Below are 22,026 nucleotides of genomic sequence, written 5' to 3'. Positions count from 1 at the left end.
CGTTATTGTGTAAATAGGATGCCGGCTCACCCTAGCGCAAGGCCGCCTCTCCTAGCCATCCGGTTAAGTCGAATCAAGGTTTCCAATCCAGTTTCGCCTGTCGCCGTGCCGGCAGCCCCTCTCCTGCCGTGGGAAGGGGCGCTCATGCTTGGCCGTTGTTTAGCAGTTTCTTAACCCCATCGCTTAACGAAAAGTGGTGAAACCGCTTTTTCCGGCCACGGCTTACCCTACAATTCAACGTTGAACTCGCTTCACGCAGTTCAAACAGGGGGAGTGCGATGATCAAGAAAGTTGCTTCCTTGGCCCTTACCAGCATCGCCGTATTCGGCATGGCGTCCGAAACGGCGGCCGGCGGACGCGCGGTCGAATGCTACGAGCAGGTCAATCGGCCGGCCGTCTACGACACCGTCTACGAGGATGTGCTCGTCAGCCCAGCCGGCCAGCAGGTGCAGTATGAAGCGCCGATCTACGGGACGCGCGAGCGCGTGGTGCAGATCGCGCCGGCGCGCGTCAGCTACGAGATCGTGCCCGCCATCACCCGCACCATCTACCGGTCCGTGAGGGTCGATGACGGCGGCTATTCCTGGGAATGGCGCATCATCAATGGCCGCAAGGTGCTGTGCAAGGTCAGGCACAAGGCGCGCTATGAACGCATTGCCGAGATCGTCGTGGTTGAGCCGGAACGCCGGCGGCGCGTTGTCCTCCCCGCCGAGTACGAGGGCGTCGCCGAAGAGGTTCTCGTGCGGCCGGAGCAACGGCGCATCATCAACATTCCGGCGTCTTATCAGACAGTGGCCCGCCGCGTGGTGGTCAGGGAGGGCTCATCCAGCTGGCGCCGCGTGCATATTCCGAGGCATTGCCAGTATTAGCGCTCAGGCCACCTCCGCCCTGAGCCATTTCTTCAGGCCGTCGACATCGCCATTGCCGACGCAGGCCGCAACCCTTCTGCCGACCGCCGCGCCGAACTTGTAGCCGTGGCCGGAGCAGGCCGAGACGACCAGGCATCTGCCTTTCCGGTGGGCCAGAAATTTCTCGTCGGCGGTGAATGTGTAGGCGCAGGTGACCACGTCGGTGACCTTGTACTCGTCGATACGGGCAATCGGCGGTGAAAACAGGTTGCGGATCGCCTCGCCTTCGCCCGGCACCGGCTGACGGTTCCAGTCGGCATCGCTGGTCGGCACCCTGTGCAGGCCTGAGCCGAATTTCATGCCGGCCCCGCCCGAGGGCGGGATGGCGTAGCCGTCGACAGTGCCGCCGATGTTGAGGACGACCGGTGCTGCCTGCCAGACCGCTTTCAGGTCCGTCGGCGGTTCGACATAGGCGAGCGCGGTGCGCCAGGTTTTCAGCTCGCCATCCAGCTCCGGGAACAGTGTTAGCACCCAGGCGCCGGCAGCGACGACGATCCGGTCGGCCTGCATCGTTTCGCCGCCCGCCAGCACGACATGCCCGGCGTCGGCGTCGATCTCGACCACCTTGCTGTTCTCATAGACATTGGCGCCGTTCGCGCGCAGCCACCTGGCGAGGCCGGCAGCGATCTTGCGGCAGTGCAGCGCGCCGCCGTCCGGCGAAAAATACGCATAGCGGAATGAACCAGGTTCTAGGAACGGCCAGCGTTCGACCGCGGCGTCCGGCTCGAACAATTCGAACGGGTAGTTCCCGGCTTCCATGCCTTCGCGGTATTCCTCGGCCTCATCGCCCGGCTGGCGCGAAATGCAGATGAAGCCGCGCGGATCGAGATGGCTTTCACCGAGATCGGCCCACATCTCGTCCCAGGCTTCGTAGGCTTCGGTGATCAGCCGGCCGTAGCCCGTTCCGGCCCGGTAGGCGCGGCGGATGATGCGATGATGGTCAGCGGAGGCGGCGAGCGGATTGGGGATCGGTCCCTGCTCGACGATCGAGACGAGGTGCCCGGCCTTGACCAGCGACCACGCCGTGGAAAGCCCGGCAATGCCTGCACCGACCACGATCACATTCATGAAAACCGTCCTTCCGCAGCCGCTTCGGCGGCTCGCCTCACGGGAGGGCCAACATACGGTCTGGCACCAGACTGGCAAGCCGCGCTAATGATCTGGCATGACCGAATTGAAGCCGTCCTACCTTGCCTTTGATCCAGCCACGCGTCGCCTGCGGCTCGATCCGCACGAACCGGCTTTTTTCCAGAATCCTTACGAAGCCTATGCCTTCCTGCACGGCGCATCGAACGCCTTCTTCTGGGAAGAATTTGGTTTCTGGTGTTTTGGCGGCTTCGACGACGTCAACCGACTGCTGCGCGATCGCCGCTTCGGCCGCCAGAACCCGGCCGGCATTCCGGACAGCCGGGGCATCGGCCAGGACCGCACGCACCTCAGCGCCTTCGACGGCATCGAGGCCAATTCGATGCTGGAGCTGGAGCCGCCTGTCCACACACGGCTCAGAACGCTGGTCAACCGCGCCTTCGTCTCGCGCCAGGTCGAGCGGCTCAGGCCACGTGTCGAGGCGCTGGCCAACGAACTGATCGACCGTTTCGAACCAGGAGGAGTCGACCTGCTGCCGGCATTCGCAGCTCCCTTGCCGATCACCATCATTGCGGAGATGCTCGGCGTGCCGGTCGACATGGGGCCGCAGCTGCTCGACTGGTCGCATCGGATGGTCGCCATGTACATGCATGGCCGCACCCGCGAGACGGAGGACACGGCCAATCGCGCCGCGCGCGACTTTTCCGATTTTCTGCGCGGCTACGTCGCCGAGCGGCGAAAGAGGCCGGGCGAGGATCTTCTGTCGCTGCTGATTGCGGCACAGGAGGACGGCCAGAAACTGTCGGAGGACGAGCTGGTATCCTCGGCCATCCTTTTGCTCAATGCCGGCCATGAAGCAACTGTCCACCAGACCGGCAATGCGGTGCGCTCGATCCTTGCGCAAGGCGGCGACCCGCGCCGCTTCTTCGCCTCACCGGAAGCAACAGCCGCGACGGTCGAAGAGTGCCTGCGCTTCGACGCGCCGCTGCACATGTTCACGCGCTACGCCTATCAGGAGGTCGAGGCCGGGCCGGGGATCATCGTCCAGCCGGGCGAGACGATCGGGCTGTTGCTCGGCATGGCCAATCGCGACCCTACTGCGTTTGCCGAGCCCCTCGCCTTCAGGCCGGACCGTGCCGACCAGAAGAACGTATCGTTCGGCGCCGGCATCCATTTCTGCATCGGCGCGCCGCTCGCCCGGCTCGAACTGCAGGTGTCGCTGAAAACCTTGTTCGACCGGCTACCGCAGCTGCATCTTGCCGAACAGCCGCGCTTCCGCGACACCTATCATTTCCACGGCCTGGAAACGCTCGCCGTCAGAATCTGAGGACGGCTTCCGACGACAGGCTTCGAAAGCCGGCTCCGGCGAATTCCGGTCAAATAGGTAACATCTCAAGGGTCGCGAGTGCCAAATAATCGCTGATCGAACGATGAAGCTACCGGAAGCAGGACCTCACACTAACAATCCCGGATGCCTATAGAAATTCGGTCATGAAGCTTGAAGAGAGACGGGATTTGAATCTTTTTGCGTCGTCTCGCGGACGATGTCGAGGAAGGCCTTCAGCACCGGCGAGGGTTGTTCATGCCGGTAGATGATTGAAGTGTCGATAGACAAGGTTCGTCCCTGGATAGGGCGATAAACGACGCCGCTCCGGCGCAAATTTTGCAGACAGGCGGGCAGCAGCGAGACGCCCAGCCCGACGGATACAAGTCCGATGATTGTCTGCTTCGGCGTTGCTTCTCGAACGATCCTCGGGCTGAACCCGGATGAACGGCACAACCCGACGATCTCGTCATAGAGGGATGGATTGATGCTGCGCGGGAACTGAATCAACGCTTCGGAGGCCAAGTCGGCTAGCGCGACCTCTGCTTCCGAGGCCAGCCGATGCGTTTCCGGCAAGGCCACGATCAGGGGTTCGACCAGTATGCTTTCGACCTTCAATGCGTTGTGAATGACGGGAGGATGAACAAAACCGATATCGAGCTGGCGTTCGGCCACAGCCCTGACTTGATTGGGAATGCGCAGGTCGGTCAGGCTCAACTCGACCTCGGGATAGCGCTTGGTGAAGCGTTGGACGACAGAAGGCACCACACTGTAGATAGCCGCGTCGATGAATCCGACAGCAAGATGGCCGGTTTCGCCACGATCGGCTTTGCGAGCAAGCTCCACCGCCTGCTCTGTCTGCTGAAGCACGGCCCTAACCTCATCAAGGAACACACGCCCCGCCGCAGTCAGTTCGACCTTGCGCTTGGTGCGCTCCAGCAAGCGCACACCCATCGCCTGTTCCAGTTGCTGGATCTGCTTTGTCAGGGGCGGCTGTGAGATATGCAAGCGCGCTGCCGCGCGCCCGAAATGCAGCTCTTCGGCGACGGCCATGAAGGACTGCATCAGCTTGTGGTTCATCGTCAGCCTTTAATTTCCCAAATAGAATTACCCATGGCTCAAACGATATTGGACGGAAAGTATCGGAATCTGCAAAACCCGGAAAGCTGCAAAATCCGGGAGACGCGCTTTGAAAAATTCCGAGATTTCACGCCGCCAGATGCTGAAAGTGCCGCTCATCGGCGCGACGATCGCCGCGGCATCTCAATCCGGTCTTGTCTGCGAGGCCTTTGCCCAACCCGTTCCAGCTTCGTCGCCAGCGCCCCCTGGCGCTTTCGCCCACAATGTCGAAGCAGTGGGCTATACCGATCTCGATCATCGCCCAGCCTTCAAAATGGCGATCAGGCAGGTTGGCGAACGTTGGTATCTCTACACTGGGCACTTCTGGCACTCCGGCTGGAGCATCGTGGACGTGACCGACCCGGCCAAGCCCGAGACGGTCAAGTTCGTACCCTATCTCGGCACGAATACTTGGACTCTACAAATAGATTTGTCCGGCGACACGATGGTGACCGCCCTCGAAAAGCCCTTTGCTAATTTCGGCGGTGACCCCGACGCACCGTTCGGCGAAGGCGTTCTGATCTGGGATATCGCGGATCCCATCAATCCGAAACAACTCAGTCATTACCGCACCGGCGGAAACGGCACGCATCGCAACCTCTATCCCGGTGGACGTTATGTCCACCTTGCCGCCGGCATGCCGGGTTACAGGGGCAACATCTACGTCATCCTCGATATTTCGGATCGCTCGAATCCGCGCGAAGCCGGACGCTGGTGGGTGCCGGGCCAGCACGAGGCCGGCGGCGAGAGCTTTGCGGCTGCGAAGCCCGCCGCCGACCAGGAGACCGCCGATCGCTACCGGTTGCGACTGAAGCCGCAATGCATGTGCGGCGCCTTCTGCGCCAGCACGGGCGAGGATGTCTCGCTGCACGGCCCGCCTTATGTCACCGGCGATCTTGTCTATTTGCCTTATGGTGCGGCGGGAATCGTTGTGCTCGATATTAGCGACGTCTCCCAGCCGAGGCAGGTCGGCGGCCTGAGCTTCAGCCCTCCGTTTCATTCGCGCTTCGGTGTGCATAGCGTGCTGCCGATTCCAGAGCGCGGCATTGCCTTCGCCAATTCGGAGAACGTCACCTATGGACTTGGTCCGATGCATCACGCTTCGATCGTCGATATTTCCGATTCCAGTGAACCCTTCCTGCTGTCGCTGTTGCCCGAACCAGTGCCACCCGAAGGCGCTCCCTATTCGGATTTCACAACTCGTGGCGGCTGGCGCGGGCCGCACAACATCAACCACCACCAGCATCATCCCGATGTCCAGAAACAAGGCGATCTGTTCTATATCGCGCACTTCAACGCTGGGCTCAGGGTCTATGACGTCTCGAATACTCGGCTTCCGCGCGAGGTCGGCTACTTCATCCCGCCGGAGCCAGTCCGACGCTACGGCCCTATGCCGGAAGACAAGCTGGTTGTTCAGACCGAGGACGTGGTCGTGGACCGGCGCGGCTTCATTTACATAACTGACAAGAACCAGGGGCTCTGGATTCTCCGCTACACCGGCCCGCGGCCGGAAACGGATCGAACGTGACGGTCACATTCACCCTGAATGAAGCCTTAGTCGGAGCGCGGAAGCGGAGGCAGTCATGATTTGCTGGGAAAGTTTCATGGCACCGCGACATGATGAGCCGATACGGATTTTCCGACACGGACATCGATTCCCTTTTGTAAAGTCCGGCGCGATGCGAGATCAAAGCTTGATCACATACTCCTTGCGAGTCGTTTCAAGCACTTCCCAGCTCCCCTTGAAACCCGGCCTCAGCACGAAACTATCGCCGGCTTTGACGGTGCGCGCATCGCCGCCGTCTTCGGCGATCACCGAAACCCCTGACAGGATGTGGCAGAACTCCCACTCATCATATTCGATGCGCCATTTGCCCGGCGTTGCTTCCCAGATGCCGGCATAAAGGCCACCCGCCTGTTCCTCGACATTCCAGGTGCGGAATTTCGGTTCGCCTGAAATCAGGCGATCCGGCGCCGGTGCGCCATGCTCGGCTTCGACGGTGTCGACGCCGACGGAAAGAAATTTCGGCGTGGTCATGGCGATCAAACCTTGGCGAGAGCCTGTTCCAGATCGGCGACGATGTCGTTGACGTCCTCGATGCCGACCGAAAGCCTGACCGTGTCCGGCCCTGCCCCCGCGTTGATCTTCTGCTCGTCGGAAAGCTGGCGATGCGTGGTCGATGCCGGGTGGATGACCAGCGACTTGGTGTCGCCGACATTGGCCAGGTGCGAGAACAGCTCGAGCGCCTCGACGAACTTGATGCCCGCGGCATAGCCGCCCTTCAGCCCGAAAGTGAACACCGCGCCGGCGCCAAGCGGCGAGTACTTCTTCTGCAGCGCATTGTTCTTGTCGCTGGGCAGGCCGGGATAGGACACCCAGGCGACCTTGGGATGGTTGGAAAGCCATCCGGCGACCGCCGCCGCATTGTCGCAGTGGCGCTGCATCCTGAGCGGCAAGGTTTCCAGACCGGTCAGGATAAGGAATGCGTTGAACGGCGAAATCGCCGCGCCGATGTCGCGCAGGCCGAGCACGCGAGCAGCGATGGCGAAGGCGAAATTGCCGAAGGTCTCGTGCAGGACGAGGCCGCCATATTCGGGGCGCGGCTCCGACAGCATCGGATATTTGCCCGACTTCGACCAGTCGAAGGTGCCGCCGTCGACAATGGCGCCGCCGATCGAGTTGCCGTGGCCGCCGATGAACTTGGTCAGCGAATGCACGACGATGTCGGCGCCATGCTCGATCGGCCGCAGCAGATAGGGCGAGGCCAGCGTGTTGTCGACGATCAGCGGCAGGCCGTGCTTGCGGGCAATGTCGCCGATCTTCTCGATATCGACGAAGACGCCGCCCGGATTGGCCAGGCTCTCGATGAAGATTGCCTTGGTCCTGTCGTCGATCTGGCTCTCGAAGGTCGAGATGTCACTGGTGTCGGCCCAGCGCACCTGCCAGCCGAAATTCTTGAAGGCGTGGCCGAACTGGTTGATCGAGCCGCCGTAAAGCTTTGTCGCTGAAACGAAATTGTCGCCCGGCTGCATCAGATTGTGGAAGACCAGCACCTGCGCGGCATGGCCGGAGGCGACCGCAAGGCCTGCCGTGCCGCCTTCGAGTGCCGCGATGCGCTCTTCCAGCACCGCCTGGGTCGGGTTCATGATGCGGGTGTAGATGTTGCCGAACGCCTTCAGCCCGAACAGCGAGGCGGCATGGTCGGCATCGTCGAAGACGAAGGAGGTGGTCTGGTAGATCGGCGTCGCTCGCGCGCCGGTCGCCGGATCCGGCTTGGCGCCGGCATGGACGGCGAGCGTGTTGAAACCGGGCGTGCGGGCCATCGAAAAAAACCTCCCTGAATGGTGAATGGTGAATGGTGAATGGTGAATGGTGAATGGTGAATGGCAAAGTCGGCCAGCCCCACCCTGATTGCAAGCGGCTCATATGCCGCCTTGCCGGCCTTCCAGAAAAATCCTTCTATTCACCATTCACTATCCATTACCTACTTCTGGCGAACGCCGAAACTCTGGAACCCCGGCCGCATCAGCGGCTTCTTCGACGACAGCACGCCTGAATTGACGCCGGTCCAGCCGATCTCGCCGGACAGCTTGCCATATTCGATCTTGGGGCAACGGTTCATCACCACCTTGATGCCGGCGGCTTCGGCGCGTGCGGCCGCCTCGTCATGGCGTATGCCAAGCTGCATCCAGATGACCTTCGGCAGCGGATCGAGCCGCAGCACCTCGTCGACAATGCCCGGCACGGCAGCGGAAGCGCGAAACACGTCGACCATATCGACAGGTTCCGGAACGTCGGCGAGCCTGGCATAGGTCATCTGGCCCAGAATCGCCTTGCCGGCCTGGCCGGGATTGATCGGGAACACCGAAAACCCCTTGCCGAGCAGATATTTCAGCACGAAATAGCTCGGCCGCACATCGTTGGCCGACGCGCCGACCATGGCGATGGTCTTCACGGAATTGAGAATGCCGGCGATATAGGCGTTGTCGTAGGCGTCGTGGTTCATGCCTCGTCATACAGCGCTTCGGAGTGAGGTGCCAACAGCCGAGCAAGTGGCTTGCAATGGGCCAGGGAGAACGTCGTCAGCCCGGCAGCGAAATCGATCCGTCTTCCGCGATCGGAAAAGCGGGATTGTGCGCGACTTCCCAGACATGCCCGTCCGCATCGGCGAAATAGCCGTACCAGCCGCCCCAGAAGGCGCGCCCGGCCGGCTTGACGATCTTGCCGCCGGCCTTCTCAGCCGCCGCAAGCACTTCGTCGACCTCGGCGTCAGAGCGGGTGTTGTAGGCAAGGTAGACGGCCGAAGGTGCCTTGCTGAAGGTCACGCCCGAATCCTCTTCGGCGCTTTGCCGCGGGAACAGGCCGAGAATGGCGCCGCCCATCTGGAAGAAGGCAACGCCCTCGGTGATCCCGGCATGGCGCTTCAGGCCCATCGCCTCATAGAAGCGCACCGCGCGGTCGAGATCGTCGGTAGCTATGGTGATGATGGAGATGCGCGGTTCCATATCCGCCTCCTATTCCTCCGGCCATTCCGGCTTGCGCTTTCCGATGAAGGCGCCAATGCCCTCTTCCGCATCGCGCGCCAGCATGTTCTCGACCATGACGCGCCCGGTGTAATCATAGGCCTCGGCCAGCCCCATTTCTGCCTGTTCGTAGAAGGCTTCCTTGCCGATCTTGACGACCAGGGAGGATTTGGACGCGATGGTTTGCGCGTATTTGGTGACAATCTGATTCAGATATTCGCGCGGCACGACGCGGTTGACCAAGCCGAATTCCTTGGCGGTTGCCGCATCGATCGTCTCGCCGGTCAAAAGCATCTCCATGGCGTGCTTGCGCGAGACGTTGCGCGACAGCGCCACCATCGGCGTCGAGCAGAACAGTCCGATATTGACGCCAGGCGTGCAGAAGGTCGCCTCGTGCGAGGCGATGGCGAGATCGCAGCTGGCAACCAGCTGCAATCCGGCCGCCGTCGCCAGACCGTCGACTACGGCGATCACCGGCTTAGGATGGCGAACGATCGCCTGCATCAGTGAAGCGCAGGCGGAAAAGGTCTTTTCGAAGAAGCCCCTGCCGCGATCGGCATCGGCGCGGTGCGCGCTCAACTCCTTGAGGTCGTGTCCGGCGCAGAACACTTTGCCGGCCGCCCCAAGGACAATGACGCGGACGGACTTGTCGGCCTTGGCGCGGTCGAGTTCCGCCGTCAGCGCCGCCATCACTGCAAGCGAAAGAGCATTGGCCGGCGGATTGGCGAGCGTCAGGCGCAGCACGCCCTTGTCCAGCCGGGCGGTGACCGGCCCTTCGGCAACGGCAGGCTTGATGGCGACGATTTCGGCCATAGGTCGTTCCTCCCCGATTCCGGATCGATGATGGACTAAACTAGTATGCCGTCTCGCTTCGTCCAACTCCCTCGTCCGCTTCTGCCACAATGAATGGCTGTTGCCAGAAACGGCATGCTGCGCTCAAACAGGCAGGCGCAAACGAGAGACCGCCATGCCTGCCCACAGCAATCTCAAGCCGGTGCTGACGGCTGCCGAAATCAACGCGCTGATGGCGACCGTTTTCCCGCAGCTCAACGACCAGTTCACCTTCTATGAGGCGTTGCAGGTGTTTCCAGGCGGCTGCATCGTGCGGCTCAATGCCGACGAGCGCCATTTGCGTCCCGGCGGCACCGTGTCGGGTTCGGCGCTGTTCACGCTGGCCGACATAGGCGGCTATGTCTGCGTGCTCTCGCATGCCGGGCCGGATGCGCTTTCGGTCACCACCAGTCTCAACATCAATTTTGTCCGCAAGGCCGAGGCCGGGCCGATCGACGGCCATTGCCGCATCCTCAAGCTCGGCAAGAGCCTGATGGTGTTCGATATCGACATCGTCGCCGGCCCGAAGGGACACACGGTAGCGCACGCAACGGGCACCTATTCGATCCCGCCAAAGCGAGCGCCGGCCTGATGCTTTCGATTGAATTTTTCCTTGATGTGTATATATGTGCGCATGGGTGATCTTTGCTGGAGCGTGACAGCCGCAAAATCGTGAAGCGTCTCAAGGACGACGGTTTCGAGCTGGTTTCCATACGCGGCTCACATCACAAGTTCCGAAAGGGCGAGATCGTGTTGATCGTTCCGCATCCGGAGAAGGATCTACCAACCGGTACAGCTCGCGCCATCGCCAAGCAAGCGGGCTGGATATAGGCGACCTGAAGCGGCTTGGAGGCTGAGATGAAGAACTATTTCGCGTTGGTCGATAAAGATCCCGACAGCGCGTTCGGCATTCGCTTTCCCGACATTCCCGGCTGCTTTTCAGCCGCGGACGAGGCGGAAGACATCGTACCGAATGCAGTCGAAGCATTGCAACTGTGGGCGGAGGATATGCCTGTTCCCGAACCGTCCAGCCACGAGGCGATCATCGCGCTTGCGGATATACGCAAAGCACTTGCTGAAGGAGGCTATCTGGTCTCGGTACCACTCATCGACAATGACAGCGCCGTCGTGAGGGCGAATGTGACTTTCGAGCGTGGCGTTTTGCGGGCGATCGACGCCGCAGCGCGCGACCGAGGCATAACGCGATCGGCATTCCTCTCCAGCGCAGCTCGCAAGGAAATCGAGGCAAAGCACTGAGACTTGCCCGACATAGAGCCAAAATCGCGATGTGGTAAAATCATACCTTTAACACAAGTCCTTGTTTTCATTTGGCTTTATCTTCTGGCAAGTGTTTCATGCGCCTTGACGCGGTCGAACCCCTCCCCTATAAGCCGTGACGAAGCAGCGGCCCGCAAAGGCCGCCGTTTTGTTATTGGCGGCGGGCAAGCGCCTTTCGCCAATCCAAGCAACAAGAAACGCCTTCTTTTGAAGGTCCGAACCGAAAGCAACAATCCATGGCAACCTTTTCGCAGAAGCCTGCGGATGTGGTGAAGAAGTGGGTGCTGATCGACGCCGAGGGTCTCGTCGTCGGCCGTCTCGCCACTGTCATCGCCAATCATCTTCGCGGCAAGCACAAGCCCACCTTCACCCCGCACGTCGACGACGGCGACAACGTCATCGTCATCAATGCCGACAAGGTGGTGTTCACCGGCAAGAAGTTCACCGACAAGGTCTATTACTGGCACACCGGCCACCCCGGCGGCGTCAAGGAGCGCACCGCGCGCCAGCTACTCGAGGGTCGTTTCCCCGAGCGTGTCGTCGAGAAGGCCGTCGAACGCATGATCCCGCGTGGCCCGCTCGGCCGTCGCCAGATGAAGAACCTCCGCGTCTATGCAGGCACGGAACATCCGCATGTCGCCCAGCAGCCCGTCGTCCTCGACGTGGCCAAGCTGAACGCCAAGAACAAGAAGGTTTCGTAAGATGGCTGAGCTTTCCTCGCTCGCAGAACTCGGAGCTGCCACCGGCAATACCAACACCCAGCCGGCCGCACCCGTCCACGTCCAGAAACTCGATAAGTCGGGCCGCGCCTACGCCACCGGCAAGCGCAAGAACGCCATCGCCCGCGTCTGGGTGAAGCCCGGCTCCGGCAAGATCGTCGTCAACGACAAGGTGTTCGCCGAATATTTCGCGCGTCCGGTGCTGCAGATGATCCTCAACCAGCCGATCATCGCCGCCAATCGCGCCGGCCAGTACGACATCGTTGCCACCGTCATCGGCGGCGGCCTTTCCGGCCAGGCCGGTGCCGTGCGCCACGGCATCTCCAAGGCGCTGACCTATTACGAGCCGGCGCTGCGCGCCGTGCTGAAGAAGGGTGGCTTCCTGACCCGCGACAGCCGCGTCGTCGAGCGCAAGAAGTACGGCAAGGCGAAGGCCCGCCGCTCCTTCCAGTTCTCGAAGCGTTAAACAAAGACCGGTTTTCTATCGATTTTTTCAGAGGGGCTGCGTATTCGCAGCCCCTTTTCTTTGTCGACATAGCAATCCCGCATCTTCAGGTGACCCTACGTAATATTAGTAGTATCTTAATTACAGGCGCGTTCCAGATCCCAGGGCAGCAGCCAACTCCACAGAGCGGGAGCTGTGCACGTTGCGACGCGCCGGTAACCCGACGCTCGCGAAGGAGGAGGCAATGCGCATCCATTCCAGCAGTGTGTTTCTGGCAGCTGTCGCCGCCACTTGGGCATTCGCCGCGCCTGCGGCCGACAAAAGCGACGAGCAGCTGATCGAGAATGCGATCACAGCGGCACCGGAGGCTGTCGGCAAAAACGCCGCCGTCGTGAATTGGGAGATGAAGACGTTGAGGAAGGGCACCAACGGCTTCACTTGCATCCCGGACGACCCGAGCACTCCCGCCGACGACCCAATGTGCACGGATGAGAACGGGATGGCGTGGATGCACGCGATCATGTCCAAGAAGGAGCCGCCTGCAGGGAAAGTTGCTTTCGCCTACATGCTAAAAGGAGGCGATGCGGCCAGCAATACCGACCCCTTTGCAACCAAGCCGCCGGAGGGGGCCGAATGGCTGCATGATGGTCCGCACGTGATGGTCATGAACGCACCAGACATGATGGCCTTGTATCCCCACGAGCCGAACCCCACACAGCCATACGTCATGTTCCCCGACACGCCCTACGCGCACCTGATGATTCCAGTCAAATAGATCAAGCAAGAGCTGCCGCGAAGCGTAGTGGCGGGTCACCTGAGGGAAGCGAGCCGCGCTTATTTTCGGGCGCGGCCCTCCCGGGTGTCAGGGCTGGCCGGCGGACGCCTTGATGAAGTCAATGAACGCCCGCAACGGTGCCGGCACGAGGCGCCGGCCGGGATAGTAAAGGAACGGCCCGGAGAAGCTCTGCCACCAGGGTTCGAGCAGCGGTTCGAGCGCCCCGCTCTCGAAGTGAGGGCGTAGCCAATCCTCGAACAGGCTGATGATGCCGGTGCCGGCGATGGCTGCATCGACTTTGAGGTCAGTCGCCCCGCCCAGGGTCACGAGAAGCGGCCCCGTCGGGTCGACCCGCACCACCTCGCCGTCGCGCTCGAATTCCCACGGCGGCATCGCACGGCTGGCAAAGCGGCCGCGCAGGCAGGCATGGCCGAGCAGGTCGCTCGGGTGTTGCGGCCGGCCATGACGATCCAGGTAGGCCGGGCTGGCGGCGGTGGCGAAGCGCTGCACGCGCGGTCCGATCGGCACAGCGATCATGTCCTGCTCCAGCCGCTCCTCATAGCGAATGCCGGCGTCGCACCCGGCCGCCAGCACATCGACGAAGCTCTCCTCCGAGATCACCTCCAACCGGATGCCTGGATAGGCGGCGAGAAAAGGCGGAACGATGCTGGGCAGCACCAGCCGCGCCGCGCTGACCGGCACATTGAGGCGCAACGTACCTGCCGGCCTGTCGCGAAAGCCGTTCACTACGTCGAGGGCCGACTCCACCTCGGTCAAGGCAGGACCGAGCCGCGCCAGCAGGCCTTCGCCGGCTTCCGTCAGGACAACGCTGCGGGTCGTCCGGTTGAGCAGCCTGACACCGAGCTGCGTCTCCAGGCGCCGCACCGCCTCGCTCAAGCCGGACGCACTGCCGCCGCTGGCGCGTGCCGCATCCCGAAAACCTTTGGCGCGCGCTACGGCCACGAAGGCGTTCAGGTCCCCGAGATCAATCTGCATTGTTCGTCGTTCCGCACAGCCCGTGCGAATTGTACCCAATTATCATGAGATCGGACAGCGTCTATCTGTGCACCGTTCCTGAAGGAGAAAGACCATGTCCAGCGTCGACCAGTCCGGCACATTCATCCTCGGCGACCGCCCAGTGAGACGGCTCGGCTACGGCGCCATGCAGCTCGCAGGGCCAGGCGTCTTCGGCCCACCAAAGGACCACGACGCGGCATTGGCCGTACTGCGCGAAGCCGTTGCACAAGGCGTCAACCACATCGACACCAGCGACTTCTATGGCCCGCACGTGACCAACCTGTTGATCCGCGAAGCGCTCGCACCCTATCCCGACGACCTCGTTATTGTCACCAAGATCGGTGCCCGACGCGGCACGGATGGCTCATGGCTGCCGGCCTTCTCGGCAGAAGAGCTGACACAGGCGGTGCACGACAATCTGCACAATCTCGGACTCGACGTGCTGGAGGTGGTCAACCTTCGGGTCATGTTCGACGCGCATGGCCCCGCCGAAGGGTCGATCGAGGCGCCGCTTAAGACGCTTGCCGAGCTCCAGCGACAGGGCCTCGTGCGCCACATCGGGCTGAGCAACGTCACCGCTGCGCAGATCGCCGAAGGCCGCAGGATGTGCAGGATCGTCTGCGTGCAGAACCAGTACAATCTGGCGCATCGGGGCGATGATGCCTTGATCAACGATCTCGCCCGCGACGGCATTGCCTATGTGCCGTTCTTCCCGCTTGGCGGCTTCAACCCGTTGCAGTCGTCGACCTTGTCCAAGGTCGCCGCACGCCTCGGCGCCACGCCCATGCAGGTCGCGCTCGTCTGGCTGCTTCGCCGCGCGCCCAACATTCTTCTGATTCCCGGCACGTCTTCCGTCGCGCATCTCAGGGAGAACCTCGCCGCTGCCGATCTCGAACTGTCGGACGATGTCATCAAGGAGCTGGATGGTGTGGCAATGGCGGCCTGCGGGTAGATTACCGAAGGCAGTGATGAGCCAATCTCCCCAAGTGGGTTCCCTTGCGGGGGAGATTGCCGGCAGGACAGCGAAGGCGCGCGACCTTGCAGGCGGGACAGCCGAGACGCTGAAGGATCGTCGCATTTTTCTGCGACTACGCCACATTTTGTTCTTGCTTTGTGCCGGCAGCTATGCTACTAATCTGGGTATGGTGCTAATTGGCTCCAACGACCCGCCCACAGAGGCGGGTTTTCTGTTTCTGGGTTCCTTCGAAAGTTTGGCGCTGCCGGCCTGGGGTCGGCGGGACAGCGCCCTTCTGCCCTGCCGGGCATCATTCCCACAAGAGGGAGATCCAATTCTCGCCGCGCCGGTCTAGTTGATGCTGGCCGTGTTGGCCGGCTCGGCCGGGCGCTTCTCACCGGCATAGGGCACGCGAAAACCGTTCGCCGCCAGCCAACTGATGGCGGCCTTCGGTTCATCGGTCTGGATGATGGTGGCGCCGCGCTCGACCCAGAAGCCATAAGTCTCGCGCGGGAGGCTGGCCGCAACCGCCAGCTCGTCGCCGCGACCACCGGCGAGGAAGCCGCCCGGCTTGTTGACGATGGCATAGGTGTCGGCCCAGATGTGCCAGTCGCCCCTCACCGCCAGCGCGCGCATACGCGGGCTGAACAGCGGGCCGCCGGTCTCGGTCAGTGTCTCTGATCCCGTGCGCCAGTTGATCATCTCGACCGCGCGCATCGGGAAGGCCCGGCTCACTTTCTCGGCAAACATGGCGTCGCGAACCGCGTCATCGGCGATAATCGGCATGAACTGGAAGCCGCTGCCGATCGCGTCCATGGCGGCCTTGACACTGGCAATCCGCTCCGCATTCCACAGGTTCTCCTTGACGATCACCTGTTCGGCCATGCCGAGGTCGCGCGCAACCGCGACCATGCCGACGAGGCTTTCGGTATCGAGCTTGTTGTCGAGATTGATGAGGATCCTGTCCCTGGTGGTCATCAACATCTCGCGCAACGTCGAGACCGTCTCGCCCGTAACGGCGCCGGTGCCTTCGATCACCAACCGGCACGTCTTGAGTTCGGCCATCGTGCGGTTGACCACCTCACCCTTGCAATTCGTCGTGCGGTCGAGCCAACTGTCATGCATGACGACGAACTGTCCGTCCTTCGAGCGCCTGATATCGACCTCGACGATTTCGGCGCCCATTGCGATCGACGCCTCGACTGCGGCGATCGAATTTTCGGGATAGAGCGTCTTGCCGGATTGCATGCCGCCGGCGCGGTGCGCGGCCACTATCACATGGTCGCGCCATTGGTTGGCGTGCTCGAAGCGGTCGAGGATCTGCCTGGCGCGCGTTTCGCCTGCCGAGGTCTGGCCAAGGGAGAGCGCCAGCGCCGCGGAAAGCAGAAGGCTCAGCCAAATCGTTCGCATGAGACAGGTCATTCGCACGAGAATCGCTCCGTACCGGGATCGCACCCCGGTTAAGCGATGCCCGTGACAGGCAGGTGAACGAAGCCGGCTTGCAAAATGCCGGAAAATCAGGTCAGCGCCGGCCGAGGCAGTCGTCGGCGGCTACTTTCGGTTGCTTGCCAGGCAATCTCCTGGCGAGCCATGCCGGGTTCGCCTGGCGAGCAAGGATTTGTGACCGGATCGAATGGCCATGATCCTCCGCAGGGGTCGCAATTCTGAGAATTATGTCCAATAAGGTTGCGCGTCGACGCACAGGAGATCGCTTCATGCCGCCAAGGACCATCGATCATGCCTTCACCACCCGCTCCAGGACGGGTGCGTCGTTCGAGCCGACCTATGCCGGCGCCCTGTCGTTCATGCGGCGCAAATATTCGAAGGACGTGAAGGACGCCGATGCGGTGGTGTGGGGCATTCCCTTTGACGCTGCGGTCACCAATCGGCCGGGCGCCCGTTTCGGACCGCAGGCAATCCGCCGCGCCTCGGCCATCCTCGACAACGATCCGCAATATCCGTTTTCGCGCGACCTGTTCGAACAGCTTGCCGTGGTCGATTATGGCGACTGCCTGCTCGACAGCGGCAATCACCAGAAGACGCCTGCCACGATCGAACGCGAAGCGGCGAAGATCCTGAAATCCGGCGCCTTTCTGCTGTCACTCGGTGGCGATCACTTCGTCACCTGGCCGTTGCTCAAGGCGCATGCCGCCATCCATGGCCCGCTGGCTCTGGTGCAGTTCGACGCACACCAGGACACCTGGCCCGACGACGGCAAGCGCATCGATCACGGCTCCTTCGTCGGCCGTGCAGTCAAGGAGGGCATCATCGACCCCGACCGGTCGATCCAGATCGGCATCCGCACCCACGCGCCCGACACGTTCGGCATCAAGATCCTGTATGGCCATGAAGTGGAGGAAATGCGTGCGTCGGACATCGCCTATGCCATCGTCGACCGTACGGGCGGCAAGAAGACCTACGTCACTTTCGACATCGATTGCCTGGACCCGGCTTTTGCGCCCGGCACCGGAACGCCGGTCGCGGGAGGCCCGTCTTCGGCAAAGATCCTGTCGGTGCTGCGCCAGATCAATCAGCTCGATATCGTCGGCGCCGACGTCGTCGAGGTTGCGCCAGCCTATGATCACGCCGATATAACGGCAATTGCCGGGTCGATGGTGGCCATGCACTATCTCGGGCTGTTGGCGGAACGAAAGGCCCGACTCGAAGAAATGAACCAGGGCAATCATGGCGTTGCCGGATTGAACCAGGCAAGCGGCATATAGCTTTGAGATAACAGGAATTTTGGCAAGCAATGAAACCGAAAATCTTCATCGACGGCGAGCACGGCACCACCGGTCTGCAGCTAAGGGCGCTGCTTGCCGAGCGTGGCGACTTGGAAATCATCTCCATCCCGACCGAGCGCCGCAAGGAAACGGCAGCGCGCGCCGAGTTCCTCAATGCTGCCGATGTCGCGATCCTCTGTCTGCCGGACGCAGCCGCCAAGGAAAGCGTTTCGCTGATCGCCAATGACACCACCAAAGTGATCGACGCCTCGACGGCGCATCGTGTCGCCGATGGGTGGGAATATGGTTTCGCCGAAATGGACAAGGACCAGGCGAAGAAGATCGCTTCGGCGAAGCGCGTCGCCAATCCGGGCTGCTGGCCGCAAGGACCAATCGCGACGCTGCGGCCGCTGGTTGCGGCGGGGCTGCTGCCGGCCGATTTTCCGGTCACCGTCAACGGCATTTCCGGCTATTCCGGCGGCGGCCGGCCGATGATCGAGGATTATGTCGGCAAGGGCGAGGATGCGCCGGAATTCCTGCCCTACGGGCTGACGCTGCAGCACAAGCACGTGCCTGAGCTTAGGACCTATGCTAAGCTTTCGCACGATCCGATCATGCAGCCGGCGGTCGGCAATTTCGCGCAAGGCATGATCACGGTGGTGCCGCTGCAACTCGGCGGCCTCGACCATGTGCCGACCGGCGCCGAGCTTCACGCGGCGATCGCCGATCATTTCGCTTCCATCGATGGCGGCGTGGTCGAGGTGGCGCCGTATCTGCATCAGGAACGCATGCCTGACATCGATCCGGAGATCTATAATGGCACCAACCGGATGAAGCTCTACGTCTTCGCCAATGACGATCGAGCGCAGGCGCTGCTGCTTGCGGTCTATGACAATCTCGGCAAGGGCGCCTCGGGCGCCGCCGTGCAGAACATGGATCTGATGCTCGGCCTCTAAATGGATGCGCCAGCATTTCCGAAGCGCTGGAAGGTCGGCGCGCCCGAACTCATCGCCGAAACGTTCAGCAGCCGCATCTGGAAGGTTCCTCGCGAAGACGGCTCGGCAATCGTCAAGGATCTAAAGCCTTTCGACGATGTCGAGGACGAGTTGCGCGGCGAGCATTTCCTCGCCTGGCGACGCGGCGAAGGCGCGGTGCGGCTGCTGGGCCGCGATGGCCACTGCATGCTGCTCGAATATGCTGGCGAAACCTCGCTGTCACAGATGATTGCGGATCAGGGCGACAATGCCGCCACCGCGATCGCGGCGGAGGTAATGGCCAAGCTGTTCTCGCCGTCGAAGCACCCTGCCCCGCCGGACCTTCAGCCGTTGCGGACCCGGTTTTCCAGCCTGTTCAAAAAGGCGAAGGCCGATCGCGCCGCCGGCGAAAAGAGCCTGTATGTCGAAGCTGCCGAAATCGCGGAACGGCTGTTGTCCAATCCGCACGACGTGCGGCCGCTGCATGGTGACCTGCATCACGACAACATCATGCACGGTCCGCGCGGCTGGCTGGCGATCGATCCAAAGGGCGTTCTCGGCGACCCCGGCTTCGATGCCGCCAATGTGTTCTACAACCCACTCGACCGAGACGATCTTTGCCTCGATCCGCGGCGGATCGCGCATATGGCGCATGTCTTTGCAGCAACGCTCGGCCAGTCGCCGCCCGCGATACTGGACCACGCCATCGCCTATGGCTGCCTGTCGGCTGCATGGCACCATGAAGATCGCAATGCGGTCGACGAAAACCGCGAACTGGCGATTGCCGCGGCAATCCGGCGGGTGCGGCTCAGCCTCTGAGAGCGATCTCGTGGGGCAGCGGGTAAGCGCCCTTGGTACCGCGCCAATGCGCGGCGGCGAAGCCCAGCAGAAACAGCGCGAATGCCTGATGCGTCAGGGCCATGTGCAGAGGCACCTGCATCAATAGCGTGCCGATGCCGATCGACGCCTGCACCACGACAATCAGGAACAGCAGCGTCGCGCGTCGGGCATGCGTCGTGCCCGGCAGGCGCTGGCGTGTCGCAATCATGTGCCAGAGCGCGACCGCGAAGATCGTGTAGGCGCCGACCCGGTGGACGAATTGCACCGTCTTCGGGTTTTCGAAGAAATTGCGCCATGCCGGCTCCAGCAGCAGCAGGTCGCCGGGAACCAGCTTGCCGTCCATCAGCGGCCAGGTGTTGTAGCTCAAGCCGGCGTCTAGCCCTGCGACCAGCCCGCCGAGATAGATCTGGACCAGCGCCAGCAGCACCAGGAAGCCGGCCAGACGTTGCGTCGAGCGGTCGGCAGCAGGTTCCGAGTGCGGCGCCAGCCCACGCGCGACCACCATGGTCGCCGTGAAGATCAGCGCCGCCAGCGTCAGATGCGTCGCCAGCCGGTATTGGCTGACCGAAACCCGGTCAACCAACCCGGACGCCACCATCCACCAGCCTATCGCGCCCTGCAAGGCGCCGAGAAGGAGGATGCCCGACAACTTCGTGCCGAGGCCCCGCTCGATGCGGCGCGTCGCCCAGAAGAGCAGCAGCGGCAGGGCGAAGACCACGCCGACACTACGCGCCAGGATGCGGTGCACCCATTCCCACCAGAAGATCGACTTGAACGCCTCGATGCTCATGCCGTTGTTGAGTTCGGCATATTGCGGGGTCTGCTGGTAGCGCAGGAACTCCTCCTGCCACTCGGCATCATTGAGCGGCGGTATGACGCCGTGTATCGGCTGCCATTCGGTGATCGACAGGCCGGAATTGGTGAGCCTTGTAGCGCCGCCGACCAGTACCAGCGCAAACAGCACCAGGAGCACGACATAGAGCCAACCGCGTACCAGCGCGCGGTTGCGAAGGTCGCGATCGCGGGCGGCGAAAGGCGCGGCATCGGATATGGCAGCAGCCATGGATTTGTCCCGGCGGTTGAAGTCGCGGATTGGTGAACCATCGCAACCCGGCTTGCAAGACCGGACAGCGCGGCACGCCGTCGCGCCGTTTCTGGCGGGTTGCGCGTATTGGCTGTTCGGCCTAAGCGATAGCGATCAACGAGGTCGCGCCATGCCCATTCGCCTGAAAAAGCTGATCGGAAGCTTCCTGCTGGTAGTGCTGGTCATAGTCTATGCGCTGGTCGCCTCGATTGTGGCGGTCGCCCAATTGTCGCAGTCCGGGCCGCTGGCGCACTTCATCTTCTTCCTGCTCAGCGGGCTTTTGTGGGTGCTGCCGGCGATGGGCATCATCAAATGGCTGATCCTGGAGCCGCGGCCGAAGGGGCGAGGCAACAGTTAGATCGTCACCACCGTCTTGCCGGCATTGGCCAGCGGCGTCGTCACGCCCGACAACATTGTTCGGATGTGGGCGACGCTCTGGTAGCGGCCATTGACCGAAATGCGCGGCAGGGCGTGCAGGAAGCCGGCATGCTCGGCGCGGAGTATGCCGTGGCGGGTCGTCACCGCCGAGGCGTAGCCGGCATCGCGGACTAGGCCTACTTCGCGGCGGCCGACGGCACTGGCATAACCGTAGGGATAGGCGAAATGGCGCGGCTCCTCGCCGAGTTTGGCCTGCAATATGCGCTTGACATCGCCGATCTCATGTCGCGCATCGCTCTCGGAAAGCCGCTTCAGATTGCAGTGATTGACGCTATGTGCGCCGATCGTCACCAGCGGGTGCCCGGCCATGGTGCGGATCTCGTCCCAGTTCATCAGCGTGCTCGGGCGCGGACCACCCAACTCGATGCCGTTCGAGCGCGCCAGATCCCGCAACACCGCACGCTGGTCCTGCTCGCGCACCTTCAGCGTCAGATGAGCGTGCAGGCGCGCATTGGCCTGGACCTTTTCTCCCGGACTCGAGCAGTCGATTGTCACCGGGCCATCCGGCGTCGTCAGCGTCAGGCGATCGCGCGCATTGACGATGTCCTCGACCACGTCCCACCACAAATCGGCAGCGCCGTCGATCAGCCCCGGCGCGACGTAGATGGTGATCGGCGCGCCGTGTTTCTCCAGCACCGGCAGCGCCTCGGTCATGTTGTCTCGATAGGCGTCGTCGGCGGTGATTGTCGCAAACTGGCCGTCCTTGTCGCCAGCCTTGATGCGCTCGATCGCCTCGTCAAGCGTGACGAAACTGTAGCCGTTCGCCTTCATGTCGGCGATCACGGTGTCGAGGAACCCGGGCGCGATGTTCAAGTGGCGGTTGACGCCGTTCGGCTTTTCCGGCGTCGCGGTAACCCGATGCAGCATCAGGATGGCGCCAAGGCCGCCGATAAACGGCTTGGCCAGCGGCGCGAGACCGGAATAGCGGGCGATATTGAGCGCCAGTTTGCGGATTGCCTCGCCCCCGTCGATCATTCATTCACCTT

The 22,026-nt window shown here is 62.3% G+C and carries 25 protein-coding genes; 14 read left to right on the top strand and 11 right to left on the bottom strand.

The window, feature by feature from the left end:
- The first annotated feature begins 278 nt into the window (after positions 1–278).
- Positions 279–869, top strand: a complete 591-nt coding sequence (locus tag NKI97_RS10725) for a hypothetical protein (protein ID WP_352833961.1) — start codon at positions 279–281, stop codon at positions 867–869.
- Between the two features lie 3 nt (positions 870–872).
- Here NKI97_RS10725 and NKI97_RS10720 read toward each other — a convergent pair whose 3' ends face one another.
- The gene (locus tag NKI97_RS10720; RefSeq protein ID WP_352833958.1) at positions 873–1,976 is read right to left on the bottom strand and encodes an NAD(P)/FAD-dependent oxidoreductase; all 1,104 of its coding nucleotides are present in this window, start codon (positions 1,974–1,976) and stop codon (positions 873–875) included.
- Between the two features lie 97 nt (positions 1,977–2,073).
- On the opposite strand from NKI97_RS10720, the gene NKI97_RS10715 reads away from it, so the two are divergent.
- Positions 2,074–3,321, top strand: coding sequence for a cytochrome P450 (locus NKI97_RS10715; RefSeq protein WP_352833955.1), 1,248 nt, complete (start codon positions 2,074–2,076; stop codon positions 3,319–3,321).
- Positions 3,322–3,483: 162 nt separating this feature from the next.
- Here the strand turns inward: NKI97_RS10715 and NKI97_RS10710 are convergent, their stop codons facing one another.
- Complete coding sequence (locus tag NKI97_RS10710) at positions 3,484–4,398, bottom strand: LysR family transcriptional regulator (protein ID WP_352833952.1); 915 nt, start codon at positions 4,396–4,398, stop codon at positions 3,484–3,486.
- A 109-nt stretch (positions 4,399–4,507) separates the two neighbouring features.
- Between NKI97_RS10710 and NKI97_RS10705 the strand changes: the two genes are divergently transcribed.
- On the top strand, positions 4,508–5,965 hold the full coding sequence (locus tag NKI97_RS10705) for an LVIVD repeat-containing protein (protein ID WP_352702551.1): 1,458 nt from the start codon (positions 4,508–4,510) through the stop codon (positions 5,963–5,965).
- A gap of 159 nt (positions 5,966–6,124) precedes the next feature.
- On the opposite strand, the gene NKI97_RS10700 is transcribed toward NKI97_RS10705, so the two are convergent.
- The 5 genes from NKI97_RS10700 to NKI97_RS10680 form a co-directional block, all read right to left on the bottom strand.
- Positions 6,125–6,475 (bottom strand): cupin domain-containing protein, encoded by a 351-nt coding sequence (locus NKI97_RS10700; RefSeq protein WP_352449343.1) that lies wholly within the window; start codon positions 6,473–6,475, stop codon positions 6,125–6,127.
- Positions 6,476–6,480: 5 nt separating this feature from the next.
- The gene (locus tag NKI97_RS10695) at positions 6,481–7,761 is read right to left on the bottom strand and encodes an O-acetylhomoserine aminocarboxypropyltransferase (RefSeq protein ID WP_352449342.1); all 1,281 of its coding nucleotides are present in this window, start codon (positions 7,759–7,761) and stop codon (positions 6,481–6,483) included.
- Between the two features lie 161 nt (positions 7,762–7,922).
- A complete protein-coding gene (locus NKI97_RS10690) occupies positions 7,923–8,444 on the bottom strand; it encodes a CoA-binding protein (protein WP_352542616.1) in 522 nt (173 codons plus the stop codon).
- Between the two features lie 76 nt (positions 8,445–8,520).
- Entirely contained in the window at positions 8,521–8,943 is a 423-nt protein-coding gene (locus tag NKI97_RS10685) for a VOC family protein (RefSeq protein WP_352702557.1), read from the bottom strand.
- 9 nt (positions 8,944–8,952) lie between these two features.
- Complete coding sequence (locus tag NKI97_RS10680) at positions 8,953–9,774, bottom strand: enoyl-CoA hydratase (RefSeq protein ID WP_352833948.1); 822 nt, start codon at positions 9,772–9,774, stop codon at positions 8,953–8,955.
- Between the two features lie 154 nt (positions 9,775–9,928).
- On the opposite strand from NKI97_RS10680, the gene NKI97_RS10675 reads away from it, so the two are divergent.
- From NKI97_RS10675 to NKI97_RS10650, 6 genes are all read left to right on the top strand, one after another.
- Complete coding sequence (locus tag NKI97_RS10675) at positions 9,929–10,384, top strand: PaaI family thioesterase (protein WP_352833945.1); 456 nt, start codon at positions 9,929–9,931, stop codon at positions 10,382–10,384.
- A 56-nt stretch (positions 10,385–10,440) separates the two neighbouring features.
- A complete protein-coding gene (locus NKI97_RS10670; RefSeq protein WP_352449435.1) occupies positions 10,441–10,623 on the top strand; it encodes a type II toxin-antitoxin system HicA family toxin in 183 nt (60 codons plus the stop codon).
- 27 nt (positions 10,624–10,650) lie between these two features.
- On the top strand, positions 10,651–11,049 hold the full coding sequence (locus NKI97_RS10665; RefSeq protein ID WP_352449337.1) for a type II toxin-antitoxin system HicB family antitoxin: 399 nt from the start codon (positions 10,651–10,653) through the stop codon (positions 11,047–11,049).
- A gap of 257 nt (positions 11,050–11,306) precedes the next feature.
- Positions 11,307–11,771 carry a 50S ribosomal protein L13 gene (gene rplM / locus NKI97_RS10660; RefSeq protein WP_023674645.1) on the top strand — a complete coding sequence of 155 codons (465 nt, stop codon included), beginning with the start codon at positions 11,307–11,309 and terminating at the stop codon, positions 11,769–11,771.
- 1 nt (position 11,772) lies between these two features.
- Positions 11,773–12,255 (top strand): 30S ribosomal protein S9, encoded by a 483-nt coding sequence (gene rpsI / locus NKI97_RS10655; RefSeq protein ID WP_023674644.1) that lies wholly within the window; start codon positions 11,773–11,775, stop codon positions 12,253–12,255.
- A gap of 223 nt (positions 12,256–12,478) precedes the next feature.
- Entirely contained in the window at positions 12,479–13,009 is a 531-nt protein-coding gene (locus NKI97_RS10650; RefSeq protein ID WP_352449336.1) for a hypothetical protein, read from the top strand.
- An 87-nt stretch (positions 13,010–13,096) separates the two neighbouring features.
- On the opposite strand, the gene NKI97_RS10645 is transcribed toward NKI97_RS10650, so the two are convergent.
- Positions 13,097–14,005, bottom strand: coding sequence for a LysR family transcriptional regulator (locus NKI97_RS10645; protein WP_352449334.1), 909 nt, complete (start codon positions 14,003–14,005; stop codon positions 13,097–13,099).
- 94 nt (positions 14,006–14,099) lie between these two features.
- Between NKI97_RS10645 and NKI97_RS10640 the strand changes: the two genes are divergently transcribed.
- Positions 14,100–14,978 carry an aldo/keto reductase family oxidoreductase gene (locus tag NKI97_RS10640; protein WP_352833941.1) on the top strand — a complete coding sequence of 293 codons (879 nt, stop codon included), beginning with the start codon at positions 14,100–14,102 and terminating at the stop codon, positions 14,976–14,978.
- Between the two features lie 354 nt (positions 14,979–15,332).
- Here NKI97_RS10640 and NKI97_RS10635 read toward each other — a convergent pair whose 3' ends face one another.
- Positions 15,333–16,391: a glycerophosphodiester phosphodiesterase family protein gene (locus NKI97_RS10635; protein WP_352833938.1), complete on the bottom strand. Its 1,059-nt coding sequence runs from the start codon at positions 16,389–16,391 to the stop codon at positions 15,333–15,335.
- 305 nt (positions 16,392–16,696) lie between these two features.
- On the opposite strand from NKI97_RS10635, the gene speB reads away from it, so the two are divergent.
- Genes speB through NKI97_RS10620 form a run of 3 tightly spaced genes read left to right on the top strand, consistent with a single transcriptional unit; the run spans position 16,697 to position 19,497 of the window.
- Positions 16,697–17,704, top strand: a complete 1,008-nt coding sequence (gene speB, locus NKI97_RS10630; RefSeq protein WP_352449331.1) for an agmatinase — start codon at positions 16,697–16,699, stop codon at positions 17,702–17,704.
- Between the two features lie 29 nt (positions 17,705–17,733).
- Complete coding sequence (gene argC / locus NKI97_RS10625) at positions 17,734–18,660, top strand: N-acetyl-gamma-glutamyl-phosphate reductase (protein WP_352833935.1); 927 nt, start codon at positions 17,734–17,736, stop codon at positions 18,658–18,660.
- Entirely contained in the window at positions 18,661–19,497 is an 837-nt protein-coding gene (locus tag NKI97_RS10620; RefSeq protein ID WP_352746369.1) for an aminoglycoside phosphotransferase family protein, read from the top strand.
- On the opposite strand, the gene NKI97_RS10615 is transcribed toward NKI97_RS10620, so the two are convergent.
- Complete coding sequence (locus NKI97_RS10615) at positions 19,487–20,581, bottom strand: COX15/CtaA family protein (RefSeq protein WP_352745893.1); 1,095 nt, start codon at positions 20,579–20,581, stop codon at positions 19,487–19,489. The two genes, NKI97_RS10620 and NKI97_RS10615, sit on opposite strands and share 11 nt — an antisense overlap.
- Before the next feature lie 151 nt (positions 20,582–20,732).
- Between NKI97_RS10615 and NKI97_RS10610 the strand changes: the two genes are divergently transcribed.
- Entirely contained in the window at positions 20,733–20,960 is a 228-nt protein-coding gene (locus NKI97_RS10610) for a DUF2842 domain-containing protein (protein WP_023674629.1), read from the top strand.
- Here the strand turns inward: NKI97_RS10610 and NKI97_RS10605 are convergent.
- Positions 20,957–22,015 carry a polysaccharide deacetylase family protein gene (locus tag NKI97_RS10605; RefSeq protein WP_352833933.1) on the bottom strand — a complete coding sequence of 353 codons (1,059 nt, stop codon included), beginning with the start codon at positions 22,013–22,015 and terminating at the stop codon, positions 20,957–20,959. The genes NKI97_RS10610 and NKI97_RS10605 overlap by 4 nt on opposite strands.
- Positions 22,016–22,026: the final 11 nt, after the last annotated feature.

Origin of the sequence: Mesorhizobium sp. M0296 (assembly GCF_040321675.1) — a bacterium.
In the GTDB taxonomy this organism is placed as follows: Bacteria; Pseudomonadota; Alphaproteobacteria; order Rhizobiales; family Rhizobiaceae; genus Mesorhizobium.
This window is presented reverse-complemented; position numbering and strand designations above follow the sequence as displayed.